The sequence below is a fragment of the Streptomyces sp. NPDC054961 genome (assembly GCF_053609145.1).
The window spans coordinates 19,129-31,883 of the sequence record NZ_JBSGWY010000002.1 but is presented as its reverse complement, the minus strand read 5'-3'; the positions used below and the strand labels follow the sequence as shown (position 1 = coordinate 31,883).

Sequence of the window (12,755 nt, the reverse complement as noted above, 5' to 3'; positions counted from 1 at the left end):
TTCCATGACGACCGCCGCAGCCGATCCCGGACACCGGATCGACGTCCTCCTGCTCGAACGGTGGAACCGCCGCCCCGAGCTCCCCGCGCTGATCTTCGAAGACACCGTGCTCACCGCGGGTGAGCTGAGGGACCGGGTCCTGCGGGCCGCCGACGCGCTGCGCGCGCGGGGCGTCCGTCCCGGGGACCGGGTCGCGGTCTACCACGAGCGGTCCGTGGAGTTCGTGGTGGCCGTGCTCGGCGCGGTGTTCGCGGGCGCCGCCCACGCGGCCTTCGACGTGCGCGAACCGCTGCGGCGGACCCTCGGGACGATCGAGGACTGCGCTCCGCGGGTCCTGATGACCGCCTCCGGGCTGCGGTCCCGCTTCGCCGGGGTCCCCGGCCTCCTCGTGCTGACGGACGAGGAGTACGCGGCCCCGTCCGCGCGGGAGCCGGGGCCGGGGCAGGACCCGGGGCAGGACCCGCGGCCCCTTCCCGGGTCCGCGGACGATCCCGCCGTGGTCATCTACACCTCCGGTTCCACGGGCCGCCCGAAGGCCTCGCTGATCAGCCACCGGGCCCTGGTCTCCCGGCTCCGGGCCCTGCAGGACACGCACCCCATGGACGAGCACGACCGGATGGTCCACCACACGGTGTGCACCTTCGACATGTACCTCTGCGAGCTGTACTGGCCGCTCCTGGCCGGGGCCACCGTCGTGATCGCCGCGCCGGGCCGCCAGCGCGACGCCGACCACCTCGCGGCGCTGATCCGCGACCACCGGATCACCACGTTCTACTGCGTGGTGTCCCTGCTCGAACTCTTCCTGCTGACCCGCGATCCGGCCGAGCGCTACGACGGACTGCGCCAGGTCCTGACGGGAGGCGAGCCGCTCGCCCCCGAGCTGGTCAAGCGCTTCCACGCGCGCTCCACGGCCACGCTCACCAACCTCTACGGCCCGAGCGAGTGCACCCTCTACTGCACGGCCTGGGTGTGCCCGCGCGATCCGGACCCCGAGACGGTGTTCATCGGCGCGGCCATCCGGGACACGGAGCTGTGGATCCTCGACGAGAGCGGCGCTCCGGTCCCCGAGGGGGAGCCGGGCGAACTCCACATCGGTGGCGCCGGCCTCGCCCTGGGATACCTGAACCGGCCCGAGCTCACCGCGCAGCGCTTCCTCGACGATCCGCCGGTGAGCCCGGGCGGCCGCCTCTACCGCTCCGGCGACCTGGTCCGGTCCCGCCCCGACGGGGTCCTCGAATTCCTGGGCCGCGTCGACGGGCAGGTGAAGATCCGGGGTGTCCGCGTGGAGCTCGGCGAGATCGAGACCACCGCCATCCGGTGCCGGGGCGTCCGGCAGGCGGCGGTCGTCGCGCACGGCACGGGCAGCGGGAAGAGGCTCACGGCGTTCGTGGTGCCCGAGGAGGACGCCCGGACCCGGGACCTGGCCCCGGCCGTCCGGGAACTGCTGCGCGCCTGGCTGCCGCACCCCATGGTGCCCACCGCCATCGAGACCGTCGGTGAGCTGCCGCTGACGGCGAACGGCAAGACCGACCGCCTCCTGCTGGAGGAGTGGGCCGCGAAGCGCTCGGCCGACGCGGCCGCCGCCCGCCCGGAACGGGTGGACGGGGGCGCCCCGGACGGCCCGCGGTCCGCCGGTCCCGTGGCGTCCGCTCCCGTGATGTCCGCTCCCGTGACGTCCGCGGAGGCTTTGGCGTCCGTGGTGTCCCAGGTGTGGTGCGAGGTGCTCGAGGTGGCCGCCGTCGGTCCCGACGAGGACTTCTTCGACCTCGGAGGCGACTCCTTCAAGGTCGTCCACGTCGTCGGGACGCTCCGGGAGCGGCTGGGCGCCGACATTCCGCTGGCGGCCCTGCTGACCGCGCCGGCCCTCGCGGAGTTCACCGAGGAGCTGTGGCGCATCATGGAACAGGAGACCGCACGGTGAATGCTTCCGTACCCAGACCCCTCGTCCGGTCGTTCGCCGACCTCTCCCCGCGGCGGTTCGACCGCACGCGTCCCCTGGTCACGCTCTTCAGCGGGGGCCTGGACAGCAGCTACCTCCTCCACCGGCTGACGAAGGCCGGGTTCACCGACATCCACGCCGTCAGCGTCGACCTGGGCGCCGGCGAGGACCAGGACGAACTGCGGCTCGTCACCGACCAGCTCCGGGTCAGCCTGCACGTCATCGACGGACGCGCCAGGTTCGCCGAGGAGTACGTCCGCCCGGCGATCGCCGCGCAGGCCGTGTACCTCGGCACGCACCCGATCAGCTCCTCGCTGAGCAGGCCGCTGATCGCCGAGCTGGCCATGGACGTGGCGGAGGGCCTCGGCGCGTCGGGGGTCCTGCACACGGCCAACCGCTCGCAGAACACCCTGCGCCGGCTCAACGGCGCGTTCCGCCTCCTGGGCTACGAGGGCCAGTACGGCACGCCCTACGACCTCGAACCGGTGGACCGGGAGGAGAAGGCCCGGGAGCTGGAGTCGGTCGGGCTCGTCCACATGAGCAAGCGGATCGCCAGCATCGACGCGAACCTGTGGTGCCGGGAGTTCGAGTCCGGGATCCTCGACGATCCCGAGGAGCACACGGTCCCCGAGCACCTGTACGTCTGGAGCGTGCGCGGGGAGCGGACCCCGGAGGAGGACGTGGAGATCGGCTTCGAGGCCGGCGTGCCCGTCCTGGTCAACGGGGTACGCCTCCCGCTGCGCACGCTCGTCGAGCACCTCAACCACCGGGTGGGCGCCCACGGGATCGGCCGGTACAGCGGGCTCGAACACCTCCCCGGCGGCCGGAAGGTCATGGAGCTGCGCGAGATGCCGGCCGCGGAGATCCTGCTGAAGACCTACCGCCACCTGGAGACGGCGACGCTGGACGCGGAGACCGTCCGGGAGAAGATGCACCTCGAGCAGGTGTGGGTGCGCGAGGCGCTGGAGGGGCGCTGGTTCGGCCAGCTGCGCAGGGCGAGCCAGTGCTTCATCGACTCCTGCGCCGCACGGGTCACCGGAACCGTCCGGTGGCGCCTGCGGCCGGGCTCGGCCGAGACCCGGTCGATCGTCGCCCCTTCCCCCCTCTACGTGCGCCATCGGGAGGACTGGGAAAGGGAGTCGATCCGCGAGGAGGGCTGAGCCGGGCCGAGGCCGGGCCCCGGCGCGGGCGCCCGGCCGGCGGCGCGGCGCCCGCGGTCAGGGGCTCGCGGTCGGGGCGCCCGGGCGGTGTCAGGGGAGCGCGGGCGCGTTCTTCACGTGCCGGCCGACCTCGCGCGAGACGATCTTGAAGCAGGAGTGCTCGTCGAGAGCGGTGTCCACGAGCACGCCCTCGAACTTGCTCCGGACGATCTCGAAGGCGTCGATCCGCTCGTTGAACAGCAGGGGGTCGACGAAGTCGTCGCGCTCCGCCGCGCGGGAATTGATCCGCTTGCGGGCCTCGATGAAGCTCACCCGGGTGAAGAACGCCACGTGCGGCGTGGGGAACTCGGAAATGATGTCCGAGATGACCCGCCACTGCGTGGGCGTGAACCCGCTGGAGGAGATGACCGCCTCGCAGATCGCCGAGTAGAGGTAGCGGTCGACGATGACCGCGTACCCCGCGTCGAGCAGCGGGAGGATCCTGGTCCTGATGGTGTTGAGCCGGTCGCCGGTCACCGCCAGGAACATCGAGAAGATGTCCACCCGGCCCTCGGACTCCGCCGTCAGCGGGTCCTTCTTGTACTCCGTGAACAGGCGGAGCGTCTTGGCCTCGTTGCTGGGCAGCTTGAACACGCGGACCCGGTAGCCGTTCCTGCGCAGGGTCCCCTTGAGGCGCCTGATGCTCGTCGTCTTCCCGGACCCGTCGATTCCGGAGAAGCTGACGAGCAGCCCCCGCTCGGGCCGGGGGCCGGTCGCGAGGGGAACGGGAATGCTGATCACTGTGCGCTCCGGGTGATGAGTTCCGTGATGAATTGCATGTTGCGCTGCGGGTTGAAGAGCAGCCCCTCGGATGCGTTGGGCCGGTTGGCCTTGAAGGAGGGGCCCAGTCGCCGGATGAGGTCGATGAGCCTCAGGAACCGCGCGTCGCGGAGCAGCTCGTCATGGACGCCGGGACGGAAGAAGGAGTAGTACGTGAAGTCGTTCGCGTAGAGCGGCATGTGACCTCCGTACACCTCCGGCGTGATCTTGAACGGTACGCCGCGCAGCGGGTTCCCGGGCCAGGTGGTGCCCGGCTCCCGGTCGTGCGCGGCGTCCGTGATGTGGCCTCCGGTCAGCACGCGGGCGATGTTCGACTTCTGGAACATCTCGGGGTCGCGGCCGCGGTCGGGCAGGGCGGCTATCAGCCCGTCCACGCCCGGCGCCGTCCGGATCCCGTGGATGCTGTGGGCGATGACCGAGGTCTGGTCGTCGCTGGTGAACACCCCGTCGAGGTGCCGCGGGAGGTTGAACCGGGCGTACTTCACCTCGGAGAGCGACTGCACCATGGAGATGCCGGCCTGGTGCCCGGCGACGAAGGGGCCGTGCAGGTTCATGCCGTTGTAGGTGAAAGCCGAGTTGATCATGAAGGGGAAGGAGAGGGGCCGGCCCGACTCCCGGAGCGGGGCCAGCCGGACGTCGATCGAGGCGTAGCGGAGATCGATCTCCTTCGGATCGAACCCGGCCTCCTCGATCTTGAGGTTCGCCCAGTCGAAGAACTCCGGCTTGACGTAGTCGCGTTCGATCAGGCGCGGAAGGCCGGTCGGAGGCTCCTGGTAGAGATAGTCACTCAGGCTGAGGCTCTGCAGGTACTCCTCCCGGAGGTCCTGGTCCAGATATCGCACGCTGACATCGAGAACTGCCTTGGGCACGGGCACCTCCTACTCGGTGGAATGAAACAAAGGGGCGGGGTTACGCGGTCCAGTCGAGACCGAGGTCCACGGCGCGCGCCGAGTGGGTCAGCGCGCCGATGCTCACGACGTCGACGCCGAGGGCGGAGATGTCCCGGATCCGCTCCCGCGAGACGGAACCCGAGACCTCGATGACGGCCAGCCCGCCGGTGAACTCCACGGCGGTGGCGATCTGCTCGTCGGTGAAGTTGTCGAGGATCACGATGTCGACGCCGACCTCGATCGCCTCGCGCAGCTGCTCCAGGGTGTCGACCTCGCAGGTGATGCGGGTCGCGTGGGTGGCCGCGGCCCGGGAACGGGTCACCGCCGCGGTGATGCCTCCGGCGGCCGCCACGTGGTTGTCCTTGATCAGGACCGCCGCGCCGAGGTCGGACCGGTGGCTGTACCCGCCGCCGCAGCGGACCGCGTACCGCTCCACGACCCGCAGGCCCGGAGTGGTCTTGCGGGTGTCGGTGATGCGGGTGGCGGAGCCCGGGGTCAGGGCGTCGACGAACGAACGGGTCAGGGTCGCCACCCCGCTCATCCGCTGGACGAAGTTGAGCGCCAGCCGCTCGCCCTTCAGGAGCGACTGCGCGGGCCCCGCCAGCGCCACGGCCGCCTTGCCGGCCGTGAGCAGCTCGCCCTCCCGGCACAGCTGCTCCACCTCGACCCGCGGGTCGAGCTGGGCGAAGACCTCCCGCACCAGGGCCCCGCCGCAGAAGACGAGGTCCTCCCGGGCCGCCACGACCGCCCGGCCCTCGGCCTCGGGCGGGACGCACGCGTCCGTGGTCGTGTCGCCGCGGCCGAGGTCCTCGATCAGGCAGCGGGAGACGAGCTCGCGGATGACGGGCAGTTCGAGCATGTTCTTTCCATTTCTCACGGTGGGGGGAGCGGGAGCCTTCGGAGGGTTCGGCCTCAGGTCCCCAACAGGAGGACGTCGGGCACCGCGCGCCCGGGCAGCGCGGTGCGGAGCAGGCCGTAGCCGATTCCCGCCGCGCCGTTCATCAGGCCCGGCACCCAGAGGCGGTGCGCCACGCCCGTGCGCACGTCGTCCGCGAGGACGCGGTGCGCCACGGCCGTCGCCGCCCGGCGGGCCTCGTCGACCAGGGCCTGGTCGCCGGAGCTCTCACCGGCGGTGCGCAGGGCTTCCGCCAGGCCCAGGGTGCCGTGGCACAGCGAGTCGTCGCCGACGCCCGCCCTCAGGTCCTCCCGTACGGCGGAGAGCTCCGGGCGGCCGGCGAGCCCGGCCCCGCCGAGCCTCGCGGTGGCCAGCAGCGTGCCGGCGGCGCCCCGGCACCAGGCGTTGACGCCGGTGTCCGGGCCGGTGCCGGTGCCGGTGGCCGTGTCCGTGCCGGTGGCCGTACTGGCCGTGGTGCGGCCCTCGGCCAGGGCGCGGGAGGCGGCCGCGGCGAAGCGGGGCTCACCGGTGAGGCCGGCGATCGCGGACAACGCGTAGGCCCGGCCGGCCCGTCCGTGCCCGAATCCGGGGCTCCCCATGGGCAGCGGGTCGCCGTCCAGGAGGATCTCGCCCGCCCGGCGTACGGCCTCGCGGGTCGCCTCCCCGGGTGCGGTGGCCTCGAGGGCGATCAGGGCGAGCGCGGCTCCGGCGGCGCCGCCCACGATGTCGCAGGTGTCGAAGGGCGCGCCGTCCTCGAGGTTCTGGTGTACCGCGGGCACGAGGGAGCGGGCCGCGCCGAGGAGCGCGGGCTCCTCCCACAGCCGCCCGGTCCGGGTGAGGAGGTGCAGCACCCCGCACAGGTCCTCGAAACCTCCGACGGGCATCCCCCGGAGGTCCTCCGGTTCGGGCATGCCCTCGGGATCCGCGAGGGCGTCCACGACCTCGCGCGCCATGTGCCCGTAGCGGTCGACGCCGGTGGCGGCGGCCAGTTCCGCCAGGAACAGGGCGATGCCGCTCACGCCGGAGTAGAGACCGAGCCCGCTGGACCCGACCACCCAGTACCGCTCGCCGACCAGATTGAGGTTGACCCACTCCACGACGCCGTCCTCGCCGCGGCGGACGGACGCGAGCAGCCGGTCCCCGATGCGGGAAGCGGCGGCGAGCGCGGCGTCCGGGTCCGGCTCCGGGGCGGTGTCCCGGAGCCCGCGCGGGCCCGCCGGTACGCGGTCCCGCGGAGCGCGGCCGCCCTCGTGCGCGGGCCCGTCCTCGAGCGGCCGCTCCTCTGCGAGCGGCTGTCCGGCTGCCCGCTCCCGTCCGCGCTCCTGGGCGTGTCCGCCGAGCTCGCGGGTGGCCAGCGAGGCGTGCACGAACCAGAGCTGCTCCCGCAGGTGTTCCTCGCTCAGTGCCGCCAGCCGTTGCCGGGCGGTCTCCAGTCCGCTGCGCCGGAAGAAGTCCCGTCCGACCACGCCGGCGTCGTCGGACAGCGCCGTACCGCCGGGCCTGGCGGTGAAGGAGGGGACGTCACCGCGGGCCAGCTGACGGCGCTCGCTCGCCAGGACCGCCGCATCGCCCTCCCCGTCCGGGTCCAGTGCCTCCATGAGGTACGCGCGGTCCAGGCCGTCCCGCAGCAGGTCGGGGTGGAAGGCCTCCTCCAGGACGGCCTTGTAGGCGGAGGTGTTGCGCAGGACGGTGCGGACCTCGTCGTCGGCGAACGCGTCCAGTTCGGGCAGCAGCTCGTCGCGGCCGGCGAGCAGCAGCCGGTAGCACTCCTCGAAGCCCTCGATCAGCCGCGGGAACATCGCCGACGGGTCGGCGGGCCGGCCGTCCAGGACGGGCCGGTTGCCCGACTCCGGTACGGGGAGCCGCTCGCGGACGACCCGCACCCGGTCGGTGCCGGCGCCGGCGAGGACGAGCTCGGGACGGATCTCCAGCTCGCCGGGGACGGGACCGCCCGCCATGGCGCTGATCTCCATGGCGTGCAGGCCGGTTTCGTCGGCCCGCACCACGCGCTGCGGCAGCAGTCCCACGGCGAGGACCGAGGCGCGCAGCAGCAGGTCCACGGGGTCGGCCTCGGCCGGGTCCGCGGACTCGGTGTGGAAGATCGCCTCGAGGTCGATGAAGGCCGGGTGCTCACCGGCCGCGATCAGGTTCTCCAGGTGCATGTCGGAGCAGCCCAGGACGTGGAAGAGCGCGAGGTGGGCGCCCAGCCGCCAGGCGAACCTGCCGAGGGCGTCCGCGTCGGCGCAGGGCTCGGCGTCGACGAAGGCGCTCCAGCCGTGGGCGGGACGTTCCAGGAGCTGCGAGGTCCGCAAGGGGTGGCGGGGGCCGCGCTCGTTGATCCAGTCCAGGAGCCGGTTCACGTGCGTGTCCACGGCCAGGCTGCGCGGCTTGTGGACCAGCCGGACGTACCGGGTCGCGTCGCGGAAGCCGAGGATCGCCACCGTGCGCCCGCCGCGGTGGGCGTCGCCGGCACCGAAGGTGATGTCGGCGACGTCCCGCAGGCCCTCGCCGGGGACCCCGAACCGCTCGCGGAGCTCCGCGAAGTCGGCGCTCAGGCGCTCGGCGAACTCCGCGCGGACCTCGATCCACCGCCGTACGTGGTCGACGAGGCCGCGGGCCAGTACGGGATGCCGGGCCAGCAGGTCCAGGGCCCGCGCGGGGTCCCGCAGCTGCGCGCCGAAGGCCTCGTGGCGGGCTTCGGGGGTCGCGCCGTCGAGCCGGCCCTCCAGCCGGGCGGCGTTGATCTCGAGCACCACGGTCCGCTGGACCATGGTGCGCAGGGTGGTGGCGTCCGGGGCGAACAGCGGATGCTCCTGCGGCAGCCGGTGCGCGGGTGCGAGGCGGCCGCGGAGCTCCTCGCGCGCCCAGGCCGCCAGCGGACCCAGCCAGTCCGGCTGGTCGGGGGCCGCGTCGCCGCCCGCCGAGGGGGCGGGGTGCGGGGCGAGGGGCGCGCCGGGGAACCGCTGCCAGGCGTCGACGAGTACGCGTACCCAGTCCGGCGTGCCGGGGAGCCGCAGCTTCAGCTCCCGCGGCGACTCCGCGGCCAGCAGGGCGAGTTCGCCGGGAGTGACCTCCCACCGGGCGCCCAGTACGTCCGGTCCGGTGCGCAGTCCGGGGACGAGCAGGCCCTCCTGCCACAGGCGGACCCGGGCCGCTCCGCGCTCGCGCTCCTCGGGATCCGGCTCCAGACCCCCGGCCGTGCGGCGCTCCGCAGGGGTGAGCCCCGCCCACCAGCGCGCGTCGTCGAGGAATTCGTCCAGCACCGTCTCGCCTTTCGTTCTGTTCCCGCTGGTTGTGCCGTTCCCGTCGTCGGGCTAGTCCCGGTCCAGTCCCGGTACCTCGATGTCGCCCGCCGGATGCGCGGGCAGCGCGGCGCGCGCGAGGTCGTCGAGGGAGGCGCGGAACACGGGGTCGCGCCAGGCCCGGACCACGTCCGCGGCCGTCGCCCGGGATGCGTCCGGGGCCTCTGACCCGTCGGTCACGTCGGTCACCTCAGACACGGACGGCCCCGTACGCCACCAGCTCGGCGAGGACCGCGAGGGTGTCCTCGACGGCCGTCTCCACGTCGATCTCGTACTCCTCGGCGAGGAGTTCACCGATGCGGCCCACCGAGCGCACCCCGTCGATCCGCTTCCAGAGGAACGCGGCCGTCTCCGCGAGCTCGAAGGCCTGCTCGGGAACCGCGACCACCAGGGTGCCGCGGATCTTGCGCACCCGGATGTCGGGGCGGACGGTGGGGACGGACTCGCGCGTCAACGGACCGGTCGGATCCATCAGATGTCCACTTCCATCGCGATGCCGCGGCAGACCGTGAGTACCTCGTTGACCCAGAGGCCGGGCTGGCCGGGGTCGAAGGACCGCATCGTCTCCAGGGCCCAGTACGTGTCGAACGGCAGCACGGCGGGGGCGGTGGCCCGCAGCTTGCGCGCCCGCCACTTCTCACCCGGACCGCACTCGCCCTCGGAGGCGAGGAGCGCGTCGACCGTGTAGTGGAACGCGGCCCGTGCGGAGAGCACGGCGCTGTCCAGGTCGCCGGCCTCCAGCTGGCCCACCGCGTCCTCGATGCGGGAGTCGGCCATGTTCAGGATGCGGGCCGCGACGATGGAGCGGAACGCGGAGGCCTCCGCCTCGGCGCGCCACCGCGCCAGCAGTTCCCGGCCGCCCGCCGGCACGCCGAAGGCGAGCCGGTCGACCAACTGGACCTCACGCAGCGAGAGTTCCTCGGGGCCCTTCTCGAAGGCGGCCCAGTCGACCTTGGCCAGGACCTGCTCCACCTGGCCACGGGTCCAGTACCGGACGTCCCAGCGCATCGGGCCGACGAAGGTCTCCTCGCCCAGGACGACGGAGGGCGTGAGCGGTACGGGGTGGCGCGAGGCGTCCCGGCCCGTCCAGGGCTCCTCGGAGATCACGTACAGGTCCACGTCGCTGGAGGCGTTGCCCCAGCCCCGGACCAGCGAGCCGGCCTCGAACACGCAGACCCAGGAGGCGGGCAGCAGGCCGAGCGTCCGCAGCTCCTCCACCTGGTGCGTGCGGTCATCCGACATGGACGGCTCCCTTCGGGGCGGCCTCGACGACCAGACCGAGGTCGAGCACGTCTTCCAGCTGCGGGCGCAGCCCCTCCAGGGACAGGCCGGCGGAGGCCAGCACCTTCTCCAGGGAGGTCTCCCCGTCCAGGGAGCGCAGCAGCGCGGTCAGGGCGGGTTCCTCGTCCTCGTCGAGGACGAACTCGCACGTGCCGTCGACCAGCAGGTACCAGGTACCGGGCTGGGCCGGCGCGCAGGCGAGCACGGTGTCGGAGCGCATCGCGTACACGGCCTCCGGGTCCACCGGGGTCCGCTGGAGGGTCAGTTCGCGGATCTCCTCCTCGGCCTCCTCCCAGTCCGCGTACGGATGCGTCACGGGCTGGGGGGCCTTGAACGCGGCCGCCGGGTGGACGGGCAGTTCCGCGGTCATGCGTTCCAGCAGGCCGAGGTTGACCAGCCGCAGCAGGTGTTCGACGCTGCCGTTCTCGGGGTCGCGCTCCAGGCGCCGCAGGCTCTCGCGGACGCCGTCCTGGTGGATGAACTCGCGGGCCCGCTCGGAGGAGAACGCCTCCTCGAGGAGCGCGTCCCCGCCCTGCGCCAGCATGCGGGTGAAGGTGCGGTAGGTGTGGCGCTGTCCCTCACCGTGGAAGAAGGGGACCTTGGGGCGGTTGATCAGTTCCTCGGGGAGGATGCCGACCATCGCCTCGCGCAGGATCCGCTTGTCCCAGAGCAGGTTCGCGCGCCGGGCGGCGGGAATCGAGGTCACGAGCTCGACCAGGCGGTGGTCGAGGAAGGGCACGCGGGCCTCGACGCTGTTGCCCGCGGCCGTACGGTCCTCGTGCCAGACGTTGTACTGCTGGAGGCTGCGGTACTTCCAGGCGACGAACGCGTCGTAGGGGTCGGCGAAGCCGTCGTCCCGGCCGTCGCGCACGGCCTCGTCCCTCAGCAGCGGCAGGTCCGAGACCTCCCACCAGCCCGCCATCCGGGGCTGCTTGTCCAGCGCGGTGCGGCGGGACATGGCGCCGATGTTGGCGAGGAAGTCGTCCCAGTCGCCGCCGCCGGCGTACCCGATGGCGTAGCCGCCGTTGAACTCGTCGGCCGCCGCGCCCAGCAGCATGCCCTTGATCTCGGGGTGCCGCAGGCGCGCGTGGCGGTGGAGTTCGTACTTGTAGAACTGCTCGGGGCTGCACAGGGGCGTCTCGGTGAGCCAGAGCAGGTTCTTCCACTCCTCGACCCCGGGCACCCGGTCGCGGTCGAAGAGGATCTGCTCGTTCGGTACGCCGAGCAGCTGCGCCGCGCGGTGGCTCCACTCGGCGTCGCCGTTGAGCACGGTCGAACCGGTGAGCACGCTGAAGGTCCGCAGCCCGCTCTGGCCGGCCAGCGCGGCCACGGCGGAGGAGTCGACGCCGCCGCTGAGGAAGAGGCCGAGCTCGGCGTCGGCCATGGCGCAGTCGCGTACGGACTCCGCGAGGAGGTCCCGGTAGCGGGCGATGTACTCCTCGTCGGAGGCGTCGGAGTCGGCGGCCGCGCCGGGCAGCGACCAGTAGCGGTGCTCGCGGGTGGCGCCGTCCTTGAGGTCGATCTCCATGACCGTGGCCGCCGGGGCCAGGTGGATGTCCTCGAACCAGGTGTTGACGGGCTCGTGCACCAGGGCGGGCGCCGAGCTCATCCCGTAGTCGGAGAGGGCGCCCCTCCAGTCCAGCCGTCGCGGTGTGGCGGGGTCGGCGAACAGCGCCTTGATCTCGGAGGCGAAGACGATCCGCTCGCTGTTGCGGTGGTAGAAGAGCGGCTTGATGCCGAACCGGTCGCGGGCGAAGAGGAGTTTGCCGCGCTTGCGGTCCCAGAGGACCACGGCGATCATGCCGTTGACCCGGTCGAGGAAGTTCAGTCCGTCGCGCTGGTAGAGGTGCAGCAGCACCTCGCAGTCCGACTGCGTCTTGAAGCGGGCGCCCGCGGGCAGGGACGCGGCCAGCTCACGGTGGTTGTAGACCTCGCCGTTGGCGATCAGGACGACGGAGCCGTCCTCACTGACCAGCGGTTGACCGCCGCCCACGGGGTCCACCAGGGACAGCCGGGTGAAGGCGAGACCCACCTGGTCCTCGCGCAGCAGCCGCTCGTCGTCGGGTCCGCGATGGGCGAGCGTGCACGCCACGTCGCGCAGCAGCTCGTCGGCAGCAGGGGTCAGCATGCCGCCGTCGATCCGGGCAACACCGGCGATTCCGCACATGTAATTCACCTTCGTCGTGCCCCGGGCGGTCGCCCGGGAGAAAAGCGGGTACGCGTCACGCCCTGACGGGCGTGACGCGTACTCGGCAAGGCATTTACTTGGTCATCGCGATGACCGTGCCGAAGTCGACCTTCTTGGCCGACGGCTTGATGTACTTCTTCATGAGTAATCACCTCCATTCTTAAAAGGAATAGAGGACGCAAGGACTAAGCGGTCGCCGTGGGGCAGTGCGTCGGAATGGAATATTCCGACGCGAATGCCACCCTCATCGACCGCCCCGTTTCAAACCGAGACGGTCGCCT

General features: G+C 72.4%; 10 protein-coding genes. 2 read left to right on the top strand and 8 right to left on the bottom strand.

The features are described 5' to 3' along the window. Window positions 1–4 precede the first annotated feature (4 nt). Together ACWF9Z_RS02330 and ACWF9Z_RS02325 are read left to right on the top strand one after the other, a co-directional pair. Window positions 5–1,921 carry a non-ribosomal peptide synthetase gene (locus ACWF9Z_RS02330; RefSeq protein WP_453596592.1) on the top strand — a complete coding sequence of 639 codons (1,917 nt, stop codon included), beginning with the start codon at window positions 5–7 and terminating at the stop codon, window positions 1,919–1,921. Beyond that, the gene (locus ACWF9Z_RS02325; RefSeq protein ID WP_453596590.1) at window positions 1,918–3,099 is read left to right on the top strand and encodes an argininosuccinate synthase-related protein; all 1,182 of its coding nucleotides are present in this window, start codon (window positions 1,918–1,920) and stop codon (window positions 3,097–3,099) included. The genes ACWF9Z_RS02330 and ACWF9Z_RS02325 overlap by 4 nt, the downstream gene beginning before the upstream one ends. 90 nt (window positions 3,100–3,189) lie before the next feature. Here ACWF9Z_RS02325 and ACWF9Z_RS02320 read toward each other — a convergent pair whose 3' ends face one another. From ACWF9Z_RS02320 to asnB, 8 genes are read right to left on the bottom strand one after another with little or no spacing between them, the layout of a single operon-like run. Further along, the gene (locus ACWF9Z_RS02320) at window positions 3,190–3,879 is read right to left on the bottom strand and encodes a dTMP kinase (RefSeq protein WP_453596589.1); all 690 of its coding nucleotides are present in this window, start codon (window positions 3,877–3,879) and stop codon (window positions 3,190–3,192) included. After that, a complete protein-coding gene (locus tag ACWF9Z_RS02315; RefSeq protein WP_453596587.1) occupies window positions 3,876–4,787 on the bottom strand; it encodes a hypothetical protein in 912 nt (303 codons plus the stop codon). The genes ACWF9Z_RS02320 and ACWF9Z_RS02315 overlap by 4 nt, the downstream gene beginning before the upstream one ends. Window positions 4,788–4,827: 40 nt before the next feature. Next, entirely contained in the window at window positions 4,828–5,667 is an 840-nt protein-coding gene (gene nadC, locus ACWF9Z_RS02310) for a carboxylating nicotinate-nucleotide diphosphorylase (protein ID WP_453596585.1), read from the bottom strand. Window positions 5,668–5,720: 53 nt separating this feature from the next. Continuing rightward, window positions 5,721–8,966: a type 2 lanthipeptide synthetase LanM gene (lanM, locus tag ACWF9Z_RS02305; RefSeq protein WP_453596583.1), complete on the bottom strand. Its 3,246-nt coding sequence runs from the start codon at window positions 8,964–8,966 to the stop codon at window positions 5,721–5,723. A 51-nt stretch (window positions 8,967–9,017) separates the two neighbouring features. Next, a complete protein-coding gene (locus ACWF9Z_RS02300; protein ID WP_453596581.1) occupies window positions 9,018–9,185 on the bottom strand; it encodes a mersacidin/lichenicidin family type 2 lantibiotic in 168 nt (55 codons plus the stop codon). 10 nt (window positions 9,186–9,195) lie between these two features. Beyond that, a complete protein-coding gene (locus ACWF9Z_RS02295; RefSeq protein ID WP_453596579.1) occupies window positions 9,196–9,477 on the bottom strand; it encodes a PqqD family protein in 282 nt (93 codons plus the stop codon). Further along, window positions 9,477–10,247: a hypothetical protein gene (locus ACWF9Z_RS02290; protein ID WP_453596577.1), complete on the bottom strand. Its 771-nt coding sequence runs from the start codon at window positions 10,245–10,247 to the stop codon at window positions 9,477–9,479. The genes ACWF9Z_RS02295 and ACWF9Z_RS02290 overlap by 1 nt, the downstream gene beginning before the upstream one ends. Then, complete coding sequence (gene asnB, locus ACWF9Z_RS02285; protein WP_453596575.1) at window positions 10,237–12,453, bottom strand: asparagine synthase (glutamine-hydrolyzing); 2,217 nt, start codon at window positions 12,451–12,453, stop codon at window positions 10,237–10,239. The genes ACWF9Z_RS02290 and asnB overlap by 11 nt, the downstream gene beginning before the upstream one ends. Window positions 12,454–12,755 lie beyond the last annotated feature (302 nt).